Annotated in this window: 16 protein-coding genes; 12 read left to right on the top strand and 4 right to left on the bottom strand. The window is 62.2% G+C overall.

Annotated elements, in window-relative coordinates; translation table 11 throughout:
• Positions 1-80 precede the first annotated feature (80 nt).
• Positions 81-926 carry an AAA family ATPase gene (locus BLT75_RS02150; protein ID WP_093027202.1) on the bottom strand — a complete coding sequence of 282 codons (846 nt, stop codon included), beginning with the start codon at positions 924-926 and terminating at the stop codon, positions 81-83.
• 377 nt (positions 927-1,303) lie between these two features.
• On the opposite strand from BLT75_RS02150, the gene dksA reads away from it, so the two are divergent.
• The gene (dksA, locus tag BLT75_RS02145) at positions 1,304-1,726 is read left to right on the top strand and encodes an RNA polymerase-binding protein DksA (protein WP_093027200.1); all 423 of its coding nucleotides are present in this window, start codon (positions 1,304-1,306) and stop codon (positions 1,724-1,726) included.
• A gap of 71 nt (positions 1,727-1,797) precedes the next feature.
• A complete protein-coding gene (locus tag BLT75_RS02140; RefSeq protein ID WP_093027357.1) occupies positions 1,798-2,973 on the top strand; it encodes an FAD-dependent monooxygenase in 1,176 nt (391 codons plus the stop codon).
• A 4-nt stretch (positions 2,974-2,977) separates the two neighbouring features.
• On the opposite strand, the gene xth is transcribed toward BLT75_RS02140, so the two are convergent.
• Positions 2,978-3,784, bottom strand: a complete 807-nt coding sequence (gene xth, locus BLT75_RS02135) for an exodeoxyribonuclease III (protein ID WP_093027198.1) — start codon at positions 3,782-3,784, stop codon at positions 2,978-2,980.
• Between the two features lie 342 nt (positions 3,785-4,126).
• Between xth and BLT75_RS02130 the strand changes: the two genes are divergently transcribed.
• The 3 genes from BLT75_RS02130 to BLT75_RS02120 all read left to right on the top strand — a co-directional run bounded on the left by BLT75_RS02130 (position 4,127) and on the right by BLT75_RS02120 (position 6,563).
• The gene (locus BLT75_RS02130) at positions 4,127-4,540 is read left to right on the top strand and encodes a DUF6749 family protein (RefSeq protein ID WP_093027196.1); all 414 of its coding nucleotides are present in this window, start codon (positions 4,127-4,129) and stop codon (positions 4,538-4,540) included.
• Positions 4,541-4,602: 62 nt separating this feature from the next.
• Positions 4,603-5,679, top strand: coding sequence for a DUF6902 family protein (locus tag BLT75_RS02125; RefSeq protein WP_093027194.1), 1,077 nt, complete (start codon positions 4,603-4,605; stop codon positions 5,677-5,679).
• The gene (locus BLT75_RS02120; RefSeq protein ID WP_093027192.1) at positions 5,676-6,563 is read left to right on the top strand and encodes a DMT family transporter; all 888 of its coding nucleotides are present in this window, start codon (positions 5,676-5,678) and stop codon (positions 6,561-6,563) included. Before BLT75_RS02125 ends, BLT75_RS02120 begins: the two co-directional genes overlap by 4 nt.
• Before the next feature lie 7 nt (positions 6,564-6,570).
• Here BLT75_RS02120 and BLT75_RS02115 read toward each other — a convergent pair whose 3' ends face one another.
• The gene (locus tag BLT75_RS02115) at positions 6,571-6,894 is read right to left on the bottom strand and encodes a HesB/IscA family protein (protein WP_093027355.1); all 324 of its coding nucleotides are present in this window, start codon (positions 6,892-6,894) and stop codon (positions 6,571-6,573) included.
• Between the two features lie 76 nt (positions 6,895-6,970).
• On the opposite strand from BLT75_RS02115, the gene BLT75_RS02110 reads away from it, so the two are divergent.
• The 7 genes from BLT75_RS02110 to BLT75_RS02080 all read left to right on the top strand — a co-directional run bounded on the left by BLT75_RS02110 (position 6,971) and on the right by BLT75_RS02080 (position 13,875).
• Complete coding sequence (locus BLT75_RS02110; RefSeq protein WP_176827802.1) at positions 6,971-8,128, top strand: deoxyguanosinetriphosphate triphosphohydrolase; 1,158 nt, start codon at positions 6,971-6,973, stop codon at positions 8,126-8,128.
• 72 nt (positions 8,129-8,200) lie between these two features.
• Complete coding sequence (gene argS, locus BLT75_RS02105) at positions 8,201-9,952, top strand: arginine--tRNA ligase (protein WP_093027188.1); 1,752 nt, start codon at positions 8,201-8,203, stop codon at positions 9,950-9,952.
• A 95-nt stretch (positions 9,953-10,047) separates the two neighbouring features.
• Complete coding sequence (locus BLT75_RS02100) at positions 10,048-11,136, top strand: SPOR domain-containing protein (RefSeq protein WP_093027186.1); 1,089 nt, start codon at positions 10,048-10,050, stop codon at positions 11,134-11,136.
• A complete protein-coding gene (nagZ, locus tag BLT75_RS02095) occupies positions 11,133-12,140 on the top strand; it encodes a beta-N-acetylhexosaminidase (protein ID WP_093027184.1) in 1,008 nt (335 codons plus the stop codon). The genes BLT75_RS02100 and nagZ overlap by 4 nt, the downstream gene beginning before the upstream one ends.
• Positions 12,130-12,921, top strand: a complete 792-nt coding sequence (locus BLT75_RS02090; protein WP_093027182.1) for a segregation and condensation protein A — start codon at positions 12,130-12,132, stop codon at positions 12,919-12,921. Before nagZ ends, BLT75_RS02090 begins: the two co-directional genes overlap by 11 nt.
• On the top strand, positions 12,918-13,574 hold the full coding sequence (gene scpB / locus BLT75_RS02085) for an SMC-Scp complex subunit ScpB (protein ID WP_245706305.1): 657 nt from the start codon (positions 12,918-12,920) through the stop codon (positions 13,572-13,574). Before BLT75_RS02090 ends, scpB begins: the two co-directional genes overlap by 4 nt.
• A complete protein-coding gene (locus BLT75_RS02080; protein ID WP_245706304.1) occupies positions 13,534-13,875 on the top strand; it encodes a hypothetical protein in 342 nt (113 codons plus the stop codon). Before scpB ends, BLT75_RS02080 begins: the two co-directional genes overlap by 41 nt.
• A gap of 4 nt (positions 13,876-13,879) precedes the next feature.
• On the opposite strand, the gene BLT75_RS02075 is transcribed toward BLT75_RS02080, so the two are convergent.
• Positions 13,880-14,959, bottom strand: a complete 1,080-nt coding sequence (locus BLT75_RS02075; RefSeq protein WP_093027178.1) for a 2'-deoxycytidine 5'-triphosphate deaminase — start codon at positions 14,957-14,959, stop codon at positions 13,880-13,882.
• Positions 14,960-14,964: the final 5 nt, after the last annotated feature.

The raw sequence follows: 14,964 nt of genomic DNA, 5'->3' as shown, positions 1-14,964 counted from the left end.
GAGCCTTGTTTACCGTAATTTTGGAAACAAAAGGGGCGGCTCGCATCGAACCGCCCCGGTTTTGACGCCAATGGGCCTATTTAACGCTTGTGCCGTGCCATGAAGGCAAGACGCTCGAACAGGTGCACATCCTGCTCGTTCTTGAGAAGCGCGCCATGCAGTTTCGGCAAGGCGTTCGCGCCGTCACGGCGCAGATCCTCGGCCGTCAGATCCTCGGCAAGCAGCAGTTTCAGCCAGTCGAGTACTTCCGAGGTGGAGGGTTTTTTCTTCAACCCCGACGTCTCACGTATTTCGTAGAACTGCGTCAAGGCGGTGCTCAGCAGCGCTTCCTTGATGCCGGGGTGATGTACTTCCACGATCCGGCGCATCGTGGCCTCGTCGGGAAAGCGGATGTAGTGGAAGAAGCAACGACGCAGGAAAGCGTCCGGCAGTTCCTTTTCGTTGTTCGAGGTGATGATGACGATCGGGCGATGCCTTGCGCGGATCGTCTCGCCGGTCTCGTAGACATGGAACTCCATCTTGTCGAGTTCCTGCAAGAGGTCATTGGGAAACTCGATGTCCGCCTTGTCGATTTCGTCAATCAGCAGAACCACCTTTTCGCCGGCTTCGAACGCCTGCCAAAGCTTTCCCTTCTTGATGTAGTTCGATACGTCATGCACGCGTTCCTCGCCCAGCTGGCTGTCACGCAGCCGGCTTACCGCGTCATATTCGTAAAGACCCTGCTGCGCTCGGGTGGTCGACTTGATGTTCCATTCGATCATCCGCAGCCCGAGTGCACCGGCAACCTGGCGGGCCAGTTCGGTTTTCCCCGTACCGGGTTCCCCCTTGACCAGCAGCGGTCTTTCCAGCGTGACCGCAGCGTTCACCGCGATTGTCAGATCCTCGGTTGCCACATATTCGGCAGTTCCTTGAAAACGAGCTGTCATGGCGGTCCCCTTGTGCGTCGCGTCGCAAGTTGAGGTAACGGGACGCCCCCCGTTTGGCAAGGCGCGCCGCAGCGTCCGATGATCTTTGACGGGTCGCGGCGATCCCCCGACTTCGGGTCATTGAGCTTTGTTGCCGTCGCGTCACCAGTCTGACCGGGGCAGCCCGAATTGATGAATTTACCGGAAAACAAGGGTTTGCACCTAAGACTGCATAAATAAAACGCTTCTTCCGACCGGTGCCGAGTTTGATCGGTTCGACACGTCTTTGAGTAGTGACAATCCCCGGTGCGTCAGATAAAGGCAGCGGCAGAAGGGGGTGCCGAATGTCTGAACACAAGATCGAAGCGGACGTTGCTGGCCAGACCAAGGGAGCTAATATGAAGCCGGAATCCTTTCTGCCGGAAGATTACCGCCCGGCCGAAGACGAACCGTTCATGAACGACAGGCAGCTTGAGTATTTCCGCCGCAAGCTGCTCAACTGGAAAACGGAACTGCTGGCGGGCAGCCGGGACACGATCGAGGGTCTCCAGGACAGCACGCGCAATATTCCCGATGTGGCCGACCGGGCCAGTGAGGAAACGGACCGGGCACTGGAATTGCGGACCCGCGACAGGCAGCGCAAGCTGGTCGCCAAGATCGACGCCGCTCTGCGTCGCATCGATGAGGGCGAATTCGGTTACTGCCAGGTGACGGGTGACCCCATTTCGCTCAAGCGTCTGGATGCACGCCCGATCGCCACCATGACGCTGGAGGCGCAGGAACGGCATGAGCGTCGTGAAAAGGTTCATCGCGACGATTGAGTCGCGCGCAGTATGTACGTATGGGAACGCCGGGGCTAGCAGCCTCGGCGTTTTCCTTTGAGGAAATCACGGTGCAGTTGAACGAGATCAGGATCGTCATCGTCGGGGCCGGCATCGGCGGGCTGGCTGCGGCATTGGCGCTGCGCTTGCAGGGGGCCGATGTCACTGTTCTGGAACAGGCCGAAGCAATCGCCGAGGTGGGGGCCGGCATACAGGTCAGCCCGAATGGCGCATCGGTCCTCGGCGCGCTGGGGCTGGGCGACGCGTTCGAGGCGGCAACGATCCGATGCCGGGCGGTCGTTCTGTCCGATTATCGCCGCCCGGCCGAGGTTCTCCGGCTCGATCTGACAAAACACGCGGCCGACCAGCGTTTCGCATTCGTGCATCGCGCCGACCTCATCGAACTGTTGGCCAAGGCGGTTCGGCAGGCCGGAGTGAACATTCGTCTCTTGCAAAAGGTCGAGCGCGTGGAGCCCGGCTCCCCACCTGTCTTGCAGATGTGCAGTGGCGCCCGGATAACGGCAGATCTGATCGTGGGTGCGGATGGTCTGCACAGCCGCGCCCGGCAGGCGCTGAACGGGACCGCCAGGCCATTTTTCACCGGGCAGGTGGCATGGAGGGCAGTGGTGCCCAACGATCAGAGGCTTCCTGACGAAGCGCGGGTTTTCATGGGGCCGGGCCGCCATCTGGTCTGTTATCCGCTCCGCGACGGGGCCATGGTCAATCTGGTCGCCGTGCAGGAGCGACAGGAATGGGCAGCGGAAAGCTGGAGCCACACCGATGACGCGGGAAACCTCCGGTCTGCATTCGCCGGGTTCGAGGGGCTGCCCAAAGCCTTGTTGAATCAGGTCGACAGCCCGGCTCTGTGGGGGCTTTTCCGCCATCCCGTTGCCCGCTGCTGGCACAAGGGACGGGTCACGATTCTTGGCGATGCCGCGCATCCGACCCTGCCGTTCATGGCCCAGGGGGCCAATATGGCTTTGGAGGATGCCTGGGTGCTGGCCGAGGAATTGTCCCGCGCGCCGGGTATCGAAGTTGCGCTCGACACCTATCAGAACCGGCGTAGACCAAGAGTCGAACGGGTGATCGCCGCCGCCAATGGCAATGCATGGAAGTATCACCTGCGTTCGGGACCGGTCCGGAGTGCCGCGCATCTCGCATTGCATCTGGGCGGGCTTGTCGCACCGGCCCGCATGGTTCGGCAGTTCGACTGGATCTACCGTCACGACGTGACCCGGGGCGATTGATCCTTTACAGATCGAGATCGATCCAGACCGGAACATGGTCCGAAGGTTTGTCGCCGCCGCGGACAGCCTTGTCGATACCGCAATCGCGCATCAGGTCGGCGGCCTGCGGGCTGAGCAGCAGGTGATCGATCCGGATGCCGTCGTTGCGATTCCAGGCGCCTGCCTGATAGTCCCAGAATGAATAATGCCCGGGCTCCCGGACCCGGGCGCGGAACGCCTCGGTATACCCCAGGTTCAGGATCCGGCGAAAGGCGGCGCGGCTTTCGAGGCGGAACAGGGCATCCTCGCGCCAGGCTTCGGGACGTTTGGCATCCTCGGCCTGCGGGATGATGTTGTAGTCTCCGGCCATCACGACAGGCTCTTCCGAGGCAAGCAGCTCTGCGGCGCGTTGCTGCATGCGTTCCATCCAGCGCAGTTTGTAGTCGTATTTCCCGCCCTTGACCGGCTGTCCCGCGCTGTCCAGTTCCACCGGGTTGCCGTTGGGCAGGTACAATCCGCAGAGCCGGACCGCCTGCTTGCCGATGATCGTTGCCTCGATCCATCTGGCCTGTTCGTCCGAACCGTCGCCCGGCAGGCCGCGGTCCACGTCTTCGAGCGGCAGTTTCGACAGGATCGCCACCCCGTTGAAGCTTTTCTGTCCATGGGTTTCGACGCAATAGCCGCGATCTTCGAACAATTCGCGCGGAAAGGCTTCGTCCACCGACTTGATTTCCTGCAGCAGGACGACATCGGGCTGGGCCTGGTCCAGCCACTCGGGCAGCGCCGCCAGGCGGGCCTTGATCCCGTTGATGTTGAATGTGGCAATCTTCATGCGGCGTCTCCCGATCCTGTCTGCCAGAAGATCTATCCCCGAATGGACCACGGGAGCAAGGCAATGCCCATCCCAAGGCCGAGCATGGGCGGGCTCGAAGGGATGATTCGCGTAATGGTTGCGGGAAATTCAGGTGAAATTGTGTCTTTTTGGGCCTGTGGATAAAAAAATTTCAATATTTGCAAGGTGATGCAAACTTATTGATTGCCATATTTTTGCCTAATTTTGTTAATGCGGATAGGTTATTATTTTACAATTTATGATTGAAAAATATCTTTTCCAGACGAGTGAGTCCTGCAAACCTGAAGCTGTTATCAACACCAGCCCAGGGGGACTTGAGGCATGACTGCCAAGCTCAAAATCGACTACAGCGCAACCTTCGCTACCGACAGTTTCAGCATGATGGACGGCGATGTGACGGGGTTGTATTCTTCCGGTTCCGCCCCGAGGGCGCAAGCCGGTGTTCTTTCCGGCGAGGGTGTCGAGATGTTTTCGACCAGCTGCCAGCCGGTGATCCGTGAAACCGTTCATGCCGGCGAAGGAACGCATCTCTTCTCGACCAGTTGCCAGCCTGCGACCCGGGCGGATGCGATCCAGGGCGATGGCGTGCACCTGTTCTCGACCAGCTGCCAGATGTCGGGCACGAATTCGATGACAGGTGAGGGGACCCAGATGTTCTCGACCAGCTGCCAGAAGACCGACGCAGTGGCGGTCAAAATGGGCGAAGGCACCCAGATGTTCTCGTCGGGCAGCTGAGGCGCGGATCCGACTATCGGGCCGGGCGTTCACCGGGCATCAGGAAACAGGAGACCAATCTCATGTCGAACGTAATCCAGTTGAACGCCCGCCGTACCAGTGGCCGGGCCTTGCCGGGGCCTGCCGCTATGGTCGCGTCGTTTGCAGGTCAGCGCCGGTTTGGCGATGACGTGTTCTGGCTCAAGGAAAATGCCGAACTGCTGAACATCCTCGAATGCACCGGCGAATCTCTGGACACGGAGGCCCTGGCCCCGCATCTCGGGTTTTATGAACAGATCGAGCAGCGGCTTGAATTCTTTCCACAATACTACCGGTTCCTGCTGTCGCTCTGTCTCGATCTCGAAGATCTGGGAATGGAAGGCGCAAAGGGCGAGGCGCTTGCCCACTGGATAGCGCGACAAGGACTGCCCGAAGCCGAACTTTCGGATCTGCAAAGGGCCGAAGCCCGCCGGTTGCTGCGGCGGCGCGGTGCTGTGCCTATGTCCGGCGATGACGACCTGACAGAGCGCCTCCATCGCTTCGTGTCCCGTTCCGAAACCTTCGCCTTGCCCAACAAGAAGGCTGCCTATGAACTGACGCATATCGTGTTCTACCTGTCGGAATATGGGCGCAAGAACCCGGAGCTTCCGGAACAGGCGCTGATCAGCCTCGAATATTCGGGCATTCTTGCCTATCTCGAACAGAACGCGGATCTTCTGGCCGAAATCTGTGTTGCGCTTCGCTATGCTGGCGCGACGCCCTCCCCGATATGGGAAAACTGGATCTTGCGGATGGCGCGTTCGTTTTCCGCCGGGAATTTCCAGGGGGCCCATCTGCAGGACGACTATCACGAATACCTTGTCTGCGGATGGGCGGCGCGTGCCGCGGGCGCGCAGGCGTTCCACGATCCTGTCGGCGCGGGCGCGGTGTCGTTCCTTGCCCATCCCGCACCGGGCGGCCCGTTGCGCGAAATATCCGAGTGCATTTTTCTGATGGGGAACCGGCGCAGCAACGATTGGGGGGTCATGTCCGCGCATGTCCGATCCGCCCTTGGTCAATCGGGACATGACATCCTGAGCGCGGCGGAAGCCAGCAGTCCACATTTCGAAAGCTTCTTTGCGGGGTTCGCGCGCGCGGTCTGTATGCAGGTGGCGGTGTGAGGGCGGCATTCCTGGGCGGCGGGCTGGTGCTGGCCTATACGGCCCTGATTTCTTCTGCCGATGCGATCACCAAGTTCATCGCCCAGAGCTATGCCGCACCGCAGCTTTTTGCCCTTTCCGGAATGATCGTGGCCGCGCTGAGCCTGGCGGCGGCGCGCGGGCAGGCCGGTCGGGCGCTGCGCACGGGTTGCCCGCGCACCATGGCGACGCGCGCGGCCGCGACGGTTGCGGCGTCTCTGTGCTTTTTTCATGCCTTCCGGTTGCTGCCCTTCGCCGATGTCTTCGTGTTCGTGGGCCTGATGCCGATCGTTGCGGCCGTGATGTCGAGCGTGATGCTGCGTGAACACCCGCGCCCGGCGGCCTGGGCGGCGTTGCTGGCAGGGTTCGTCGGCTTGCTTTGTCTGATGCCCGGCGGCGTCGGGACCGCTTCGTCGGGCCATCTTTGGGCCGTGGGCGGCGTTCTGACCGGAACGTTTTCACTGGTGCTGTCCCGGTATATCGGCCGGTTCGAAACAAACGCGCTGGCGCAGGTATTCTATCCCAACCTGGCACTGGGGCTGAGCATGTCGGTGGCCCTGCCGTTCGTATGGGTGCCGATGCCGGTGGCCGATCTGGCGTGGGTTCTGGCCTATGCCGGGTTGCTGTTCGCCGCGCGATGGCTGCTGGTGGTGGCGCTGCGTCTTCTGGCGGCCTATGTGGTGACGCCGCTTCTGAACCTGCAATTCGTCTGGATGGTGGGGCTGGGGGCGTGGGCCTTTGGGGAATGGCCCGAGCCAATGACGTGGCTCGGAGTGGCCATCGTGATGGGATCGGGGCTGTTTCTGCTTTGGGATCAGGTCACGCCGCAACGCGCCGCCATCTGGCGCGCCCGCACTGATCCCTGAGTGCCGGTCAGATCGAGAAAGACGTGCCGCAGCCGCAGGACGAGGTTGCGTTGGGGTTGTCGATCACAAAGCGCGCGCCGATCAGTTCTTCGGTAAAGTCGATAGTGGCATTTTCCAGAAACGGCAGCGATACCGCATCGACCACCACCCGTTCGCCCTGTCCTTCGAGAACCAGATCGTCCTCCTTGGGCGCATCCAGCGCGATTTCGTACTGAAAGCCCGAGCAACCGCCGCCTTCGACGGCGACCCGCAGCGCCTGTCCCTGATCCGCCGCGCCGATCTCGGCCAGCCGGGCAAAGGCGCGGTCGGTAACTTTTGGGGGCAAGAGCATGGCCGTCTCCACGGTTTCAATCTGCGGTATCGTGCAATATAGAAAGCCGAGGGACAGGCGACAAGGACTTGAAGGTGTGACAAGAGCGGGGTTCGCGTCGGATCCGGCCCGGGCGCGGGGGCGTCTGGTGCCCGAGGAGGAAAGTGCGTTCCGGTCGTGTTTCCAGCGCGACCGCGACAGGATCATTCATGCCAGCGCCTTTCGGCGTCTGAAGCACAAGACGCAAGTATTCGTCGAACATGAGGGCGACAATTACCGCACCCGCCTGACCCATTCGATAGAGGTGGCGCAGGTCGCCCGCACCATTGCCGGCGCGTTGAACCTGAACGCGGAACTGACCGAGGCGGTGGCGCTGGCGCATGACCTGGGGCACACCCCCTTCGGCCACACGGGCGAGGACGCTTTGCACGCGCTGATGGCGCCATATGGCGGGTTCGACCACAATGCACAGGCCATCCGCATCGTGACCAGGCTGGAACGGCATTATGCCGCCTTTGACGGGTTGAACCTGACGTGGGAAACACTGGAGGCGATTGCCAAGCACAACGGTCCGGTTCTGGGCGAACTGCCCTGGGCACTGGCCGAGTGCAACGCGGCATTCGATCTGGAACTTCACACCCATGCCAGCGCCGAGGCGCAGGTCGCCGCGCTGTCGGACGATATCGCCTACAACAATCACGACCTGCATGACGGGCTGCGCGCCTGCCTGTTTACCGATGACGAGATCGCCAGCCTGCCGATCGTCTGCGATTGCTATGCCGAGGTCGACCGGCTCTACCCCGCGACCGATGCGCTGCGCCGGCGGCACGAGGCGCTGCGGCGTGTGTTCGGCGTAATGGTATCGGACGTCATCGACACCTCGCGCGCGGCGCTGGCCGCATCCGGGGCGCGATCGGTCGAAGAGCTGCGCGCGTTGGGGTATCCTGTGATCCGGTTCTCGGACGCCCTATGGCGCGATCTGAAGGAAATCCGTGCCTTCCTGTTTGCGCGCATGTACCGGGCGCCGTCGGTGATGGAAAAACGGATCCAGGTCGCCCGAGTGGTCGAGGACCTGTTCCCGATTTACCTGCACAATCCCCACCAGATGCCCGGGCGCTGGCATTCCGACATAGATGCTGCCGCGGATGAAACCGCGCTCGCCCGGATCGTGTCTGATTACATCGCCGGGATGACCGACCGGTTCGCCCTGTTGGATCATGCCCGCCTGACCGGGTCCGATCCGGCCCGTATTTGAGCGGAAACTCACGGTTCCATTGACCTTGCCGCTTTGCGTGGTAAACCGCCTGCCAAGCAAAAGGATGCAGAGATGAACCTCTTTACCGAGATCCGCGCCCTGGTCGTGGCGGCGCTGGAACAGATGCAGGCCGAGGGCGCGCTGCCCCAGGGGCTGGATTTCGCCAATGTTGCGGTCGAGCCGCCCCGCGATGCGCTGCATGGCGACATGGCCACCAATGCCGCGATGGTCCTGGCCAAGCCGGCCGGGCAGAAACCGCGCGACATCGCCGAGGGGCTTGCGGCCAAGCTGGCCGCCGATCCGCGCATCGTCAGCGCCGAAGTCGCCGGTCCGGGTTTTCTCAACCTGACCCTGACGCCTTCGGTCTGGCAGGGGGTCGTCGCCGCGGTGCTGGGGCAGGGCACTGATTTCGGCAAGTCCGACATGGGCGCGGGCAAGACCGCCAATGTCGAATACGTGTCCGCCAACCCCACCGGTCCGCTTCACGTGGGGCATTGCCGGGGCGCGGTGTTCGGGGACGCGCTGGCCGGGCTGCTGGAATACGCGGGCTATGACGTCACGCGAGAGTACTGGATCAACGACGGCGGTGCGCAGGTCGATGTTCTTGCGCGCTCGGCCTATGAACGCTACCGCGAAGCCAACGGGCTCGATTTCGAGGTCAAGGAGGGGCTCTATCCCGGCGATTACCTGGTGCCGGTCGGCGAGGCGCTGAAAGAGAAATTCGGCGACAGTTTGATCGACAAGCCCGAAAGCGAATGGCTTGATGCGATCCGCGAATTCACCATGGCCGCGATGATGCAGCAGATCCGCGAGGATCTGGCTGCGCTTGGCGTGAAAATGGATGTCTGGTCGTCGGAACGGTCCTATTACGAAAGCGGCAAGATCGAACGGACGCTGGAAGAGCTCAAGGAAAAGGGGCTGATCTATCGCGGCACTTTGGAGCCGCCGAAAGGCAAGGCTCCGCCCGAGGATTGGGAGCCGCGCGAACAGATGCTGTTCAAGGCGACCGAATATGGCGACGACGTCGACCGCCCGGTGCAGAAATCCGATGGCGGCTGGACCTATTTTGCCCCCGATCTCGCTTATCACTACGACAAGGTCAAACGCGGCTTCGACGTGATCATCGACGTGTTCGGCGCCGACCATGGCGGCTATGTCAAGCGAATGAAGGCCATCGTCGCCGCGCTGGATGCGGAAAAGCGTGTGTCCTTCGACATCAAGCTGTGCCAGTTGGTCAAGCTGTTCAAGAACGGCGAGCCGTTCAAGATGTCCAAGCGGGCAGGAACCTTCATCACCCTGCGTGACGTGATCGACCAGGTCGGCCCGGACGTGACCCGCTTCGTGATGCTGACCCGGCGCAACGACGCGCCGCTGGATTTCGATTTCGACAAGGTGCTGGAGCAGAGCCGCGAGAACCCGGTGTTCTACGTGCAATACGCTCATGCACGGGTGTCTTCGGTGTTGCGCCGGGCCGCCGAGGCAGGGATTGCAACTGATGATGCGATACTGGCAAGCGCCGATCTGTCGCTGCTGGATCACGAGGCCGAGATTGCCGTGACCCGCAAGCTGGCCGAATGGCCGCGTCTTGTCGAGATCGCCGCGCGCACCAACGAACCGCACAGGATCGCCTTCTATCTATATGAACTGGCAGGGGAATTCCATTCTCTCTGGAACCGCGGAAACGAACATCCCGAGTTGCGGTTCATTCAGGATGGCGATGCCGCCACAAGCCAGGCAAAAATCGCACTTGCCCGTTCCGTGGCGGTTGTGATTTCGGCAGGGCTTGCTATTCTCGGCGTCACTCCGGCGGAGGAGATGCGGTAACTCGAAACAACACCGCCCGAACCGCTGGCTGAGGCAGTTGCAAGAAGAACCTGCGCGCGAACAATGATTTGCGCGGATGGGCAGTGAGGCGGATCATGGCGAGTTTCGATTACACGGGTCACGTGAACCCGAACCAGGTGCATTATTCCTACAACATGCCCGAGTTCGAGGTGCCTGAGGATTCTTTGGCAGAGGATCAGCAAGGGGAATTCGAGAAGCAGGCGCCGCGACCCGGGCTCGGTCGGATCGTCAGCCTCATGGGTGCGGTCGGCTCTCTGGCCCTTGTGGTGGGTATCGGTATCTGGGGCTACAAGCTGGTGATGCGCGATGTCAGTGGCGTGCCGGTCGTGCGCGCGCTCGAGGGGCCGATGCGGATACAGCCGGACAATCCCGGCGGACTGCCAGCCGATCACCAGGGTCTTGCGGTGAACACGGTTGCCGCGCAGGGCACCGCCGCTCCGCCGGCTGATCGCTTGCTGCTCGCGCCTCAGCCCGTGTCGCTGAGCGACGAGGACGTGCCGATGAACGAGGTGACACCAACCACGGTTTCGCTCTCGGTTTCCGCCGAGGTGCCTTCGGAGGCGGTCGAAGCGTTCCGCAACGGTCAGATCGATCAACTGGTTGCCGAACTTACAGGGGGCGCCGGTCAACTTGCTGACAAGGAAAACGCGCTTCTGGAGGAGGAATCCACCGAGCTTGCCTCGATCGAACAGCCCACGCCCCTGACCGCGATCGATCCTGCCGACCTTGCACAGGCCAATGCGGGTAATGTCCTTGCCGGAGAACCGGGTGTGCGGCGCTCGTTGCGTCCGCTGGCGCGTCCCGGTCGCTCGGTGCCGAGCGATGGCGCGGCAGAGACCGCAACCAAGGCGGCAATCAACACCGCGCTGGGAACGGCGATGGCCGTCGATCTGGACCCGGATAGCTTGCCGGTCGGCACACGTCTGGCGCAACTTGGCGCCTATGACACGCCGGAAATCGCGCAGGCCGAATGGGATCGTCTTTATGGCCGTTTCAGCGAATACATGGACGGCAAGCAACGTGTCATCGAGGGGGCGTCCAGCGGTGGGCGCACGTTCTACCGTTTGCGGGTGGCAGGGTTCGACGACCTGAGTGAAGCGCGGCATTTCTGCTCTGTTCTCGTGGCGGAACGTGCCGATTGCATTCCGGTGACCACGAAGTGAGTTTTGGCGCAACCATCCTCGATGCCGAGGGGCTGCGCCTGACAGCTGAAGAAAAGGTGCTTTTCCGCGAGGTTGACCCGTTCGGGTTCATCCTGTTTGCCCGTAACATCGAAACGGCCGATCAGGTGCGCGCGCTGTGCTGCGATTTCCGCGAGGCCGTCGGGCGTGATTGCGTGATCACCATCGACCAGGAAGGGGGCCGTGTCCAGCGGTTGCGCCCGCCGCTCGCGCGTGCTTGGTTGCCGCCGCTCGACCACGCCGCACGCGCGGGAGAGAATGCGGAACGGGCCATGTACCTGCGCTATCGGCTGATCGCGTCCGAGTTGCATGAGCTGGGCATCGACAGCAATTGCGCCCCGATGCTTGACCTCGCGCGTGATGAAACCCATGACTTCTTGCGTAACCGCTGTTATGGAGACGACCCGCAGACAGTTACGCGGCTTGGCCGGGCGGTCGCAGACGGGCTGCTGGATGGCGGCGTTCTGCCGGTGGTCAAGCACATGCCCGGACATGGGCGCGCCACGCTCGACAGTCATCATGACCTGCCGCATGTTGCGCTGACGCCCGAGGCACTAGACAGCACCGATTTCGCGCCGTTCCGCGCGCTGCATGATCTTCCGATGGGGATGACCGCGCATCTGGTCTATGACCGGATCGACCCGCGCCCGGCAACGGTCTCGCCGGTCATGATGGAACTGATCCGTCAGCGGATCGGATTCCAGGGCCTGATCATGACGGATGATATTTCGATGAAGGCTCTGGCGGGCTCCATTGCCGAAAAGACTGCACAGGCCATTGCTGCAGGCTGCGACGTGGCGCTGGTCTGCAATCAGAGCCTGGCCGACCGTGCCGCCGCTGCCCAGGCAGCCGGCCGCATGGGCGAGGCCGCACAGGCCCGCGCGATGCGGGCGCTGGAACGGCGGCAAGCACCGGTAGAGCTTGACATAGCTGCCGCCGAGGCTGAACTATCTCGCCTCATGGGCGGGCAGGTCTATGACGGATAACCTTTTCTCCGAAGACGAAATGTCGGTCGCCGACCGGCTGGCGGCTGAGGCGTTGATCGTCGATGTCGATGGGTTCGAAGGCCCTCTCGATGTGCTGCTCACCCTGTCGCGTACACAAAAGGTCGATCTGCGGAAAATCTCGGTTCTGGAACTTGCCCGTCAATACCTGGCCTTTGTCGAACGCGCCAAGGCCCTGCGTATCGAGCTTGCAGCCGATTACCTGGTCATGGCGGCCTGGCTGGCGTTTCTGAAATCCCGTCTGCTGCTGCCGCCCGATCCCGAGGAAGACGGCCCCTCTGGCGAGGAACTGGCCGCGCATCTTGCGTTCCAGCTGGAGCGTTTGCAAGCGATGCGTGACGCCGCCGCGCGCCTGATGGGCCGGGATCAACTGGGGCGGGATTTCTTTCGCCGGGGGCAGGGCGAGGACATAGCGCGCATCCGCACGGTCACCTATTCCGCCTCGCTGCTTGATCTGATGCAGGCATATGCCCGCATCCGCACGCGCGACGAGTTCCGCCCCTTCGTGATGGACCGCGACAAGGTCTATACGATGGAGCAGGCGCTGGAGCGGATGCGCGGGCTGATCGGCTTTGCCGGCAGCTGGACCGACATGGCCAGCTACCTGCCCGACGGCTGGGGTCTTGATCCCGTGCGTCGCCGCTCGGCCACGGCCGCGACATTCGCCGCCTCGCTGCAACTGGTCAAGGAAGGCCATCTGGAAATCCGCCAGGCCGACAGTTTCGCGCCCATTCACCTGCGCAGAAAGGACCCGGAGACGTGAGCGAACCGTCTGACGACCGCACCGACAGCCTGTTCGAGGCACCGCCGCTGGCGGAACAGGAACGCATGGTCGAAGCCGTGCTGTTCGCCAGCCCCGAGCCGGTAAGCCTGACCGACCTGGCCGCGCGCATGCCGCACGGAAGCGACCCGGCGCAGGCGGTCCAGATGCTGCGCAAACGCTACGAAGGGCGTGGCGTGAGGGTGGTGCAGGTGGGCGAGGCCTGGGCGATCCGAACTGCCCCCGATCTTGGGTTCCTGATGCAGAAGGAAACGGTCGAAACCCGGAAACTGTCGCGCGCCGCGATCGAGACACTGGCGATCATTGCCTATCACCAGCCGGTAACCCGTGCCGAGATCGAGGAAATCCGGGGTGTGTCGGTGTCGCGCGGGACAATCGACCAGTTGCTGGAAATGGACTGGATCAGGCTGGGCCGACGCCGGATGACGCCGGGGAGACCGGTGACATTTGTCGTCACGCCGCATTTCCTGGATCATTTCGGGCTGGAGAGCGCGCGCGATCTTCCGGGGCTCAAGGAGTTGCGGGCAGCCGGACTGCTGGAGAACAGACCGCCGCCAGGCATGCTGCCGACTGCCGCAGCAAGTGACGAGGAAGATGCCGAAGCCGGACAACCCGAACTATTTGACGGCGATTGATGCGGCAGCCCTAAAAATTTCCCATTTGAATGCTAAATCGCAAGCGGGCAGCAAAAGGAACAAGACAATGAACATGAACCAGTTGATCGACATGATCGTGCGCACAGTCGTGCGGCGGGCGGTCAATTCGGGTGTGAACGCAGGCTTCGATGCGATGTCGAACCTGGGCCGGAAGACGAGCGACAAGCCGCAGGTCACGGAGCAGACGACGCGGGAAAGCGATCCGGAACGCGAGAAACTGCGCGCCATGCGGCAGGCGCGCCGCGCGGCGCGAAGCGCGCAAAATATCACAAATTCATAATATCTTACACGACTTGCTTGAAGTGCTTGGATAGCTTCAGGCCCTGACCCTGGTAGTTCGAAGCGATCCCGGCACCATAGAGCTGTGTCGGGCGTTCGGACATTTTTTCGTACACCAGTCGCCCAACGATCTGCCCGTGCTCCAGCACGAATGGCGCCTCGTGGCACCGGACTTCGAGAACGCCGCGCGATCCTGCGCCGCCGGCGTCGGCATGGCCGAAACCGGGGTCGAAAAATCCGGCGTAGTGCACCCGGAATTCACCGACCATGGCAAGATATGGCGCCATTTCAGCTGCATAGAGGGGGGGAATATGCACCGCCTCGCGGCTTACGAGAATATAAAAGGCGCCGGGGTCCAGAATGATGCGGCCATCGCGTGTGCGCACTTCTTCCCAGTATTCCGAGGCGTCATAAACGCCGATCCGGTCGAGGTCGATGACCCCGGTATGGGGTTTGGCCCGGTAGCCGACCAGATCCGTGCCTGCCAGTCGCAGGTCGACGGAGAAGCCAAGCCCGTCGTGGATCACCGCAGGGCCGTCGACCAATGGCGTCGCGGCATGCAAGGCGCGGAGATCATCATCGCTCAGGCTGGCCTGGCCGCGGCGGAACCTGATCTGGTTCAGCCGCATGCCTGGGCGCACCAGCACCGAAAAGGAGCGGGGACAGATCTCGGCGTAGAGCGGCCCGGTGTAACCTGCCGGAATTCGGTCGAATTCCGTTCCACCATCCGTGATCGTCCGGGTGAGGAGGTCAAGCCGGCCGGTGGAACTCTTGGCGTTTGCAACCGCGCTGACGTCAGAAGACAACGCGAGTGATTCCATCAACGGCACCAGATAGACGCAGCCTTTTTCCAGAACCGCGCCCTGGCTCAGGTCGATGCGGTGCATCTCGAACTCGTCCAGGCGGCTGGCGACGCTGTTGCCGGCCCCGGCCAGGAATGACGCGCGGACCCGGTAGGCAACCGTGCCCAGGCGCAGGTCAAGACTTGCCGGCTGGATTTGTGCCGCGATCACGGGGGGCAAAGCGCGGATTTCTCCCGCTTCGATCATCGCTTCGATCTGCTGGTTCGGACAAACGCCTGTCATCCCAT

The sequence above is a fragment of the Ruegeria marina genome (assembly GCF_900101475.1).
Lineage (GTDB): Bacteria > Pseudomonadota > Alphaproteobacteria > Rhodobacterales > Rhodobacteraceae > Ruegeria_B > Ruegeria_B marina.
This window is presented reverse-complemented; position numbering and strand designations above follow the sequence as displayed.

Coding starts and splice junctions, on each gene's coding strand:
- dksA (WP_093027200.1), top strand. CDS start 1,304: ATGAAGCCGGAATCCTTTCTGCCGGAAGATTACCGCCCGGCCGAAGAC.
- BLT75_RS02115 (WP_093027355.1), bottom strand. CDS start 6,894: ATGCTCTTGCCCCCAAAAGTTACCGACCGCGCCTTTGCCCGGCTGGCC.
- BLT75_RS02100 (WP_093027186.1), top strand. CDS start 10,048: ATGGCGAGTTTCGATTACACGGGTCACGTGAACCCGAACCAGGTGCAT.
- BLT75_RS02080 (WP_245706304.1), top strand. CDS start 13,534: ATGCCGAAGCCGGACAACCCGAACTATTTGACGGCGATTGATGCGGCA.
- argS (WP_093027188.1), top strand. CDS start 8,201: ATGAACCTCTTTACCGAGATCCGCGCCCTGGTCGTGGCGGCGCTGGAA.
- BLT75_RS02125 (WP_093027194.1), top strand. CDS start 4,603: ATGTCGAACGTAATCCAGTTGAACGCCCGCCGTACCAGTGGCCGGGCC.
- xth (WP_093027198.1), bottom strand. CDS start 3,784: ATGAAGATTGCCACATTCAACATCAACGGGATCAAGGCCCGCCTGGCG.
- BLT75_RS02150 (WP_093027202.1), bottom strand. CDS start 926: ATGACAGCTCGTTTTCAAGGAACTGCCGAATATGTGGCAACCGAGGAT.
- BLT75_RS02130 (WP_093027196.1), top strand. CDS start 4,127: ATGACTGCCAAGCTCAAAATCGACTACAGCGCAACCTTCGCTACCGAC.
- BLT75_RS02090 (WP_093027182.1), top strand. CDS start 12,130: ATGACGGATAACCTTTTCTCCGAAGACGAAATGTCGGTCGCCGACCGG.
- BLT75_RS02075 (WP_093027178.1), bottom strand. CDS start 14,959: ATGACAGGCGTTTGTCCGAACCAGCAGATCGAAGCGATGATCGAAGCG.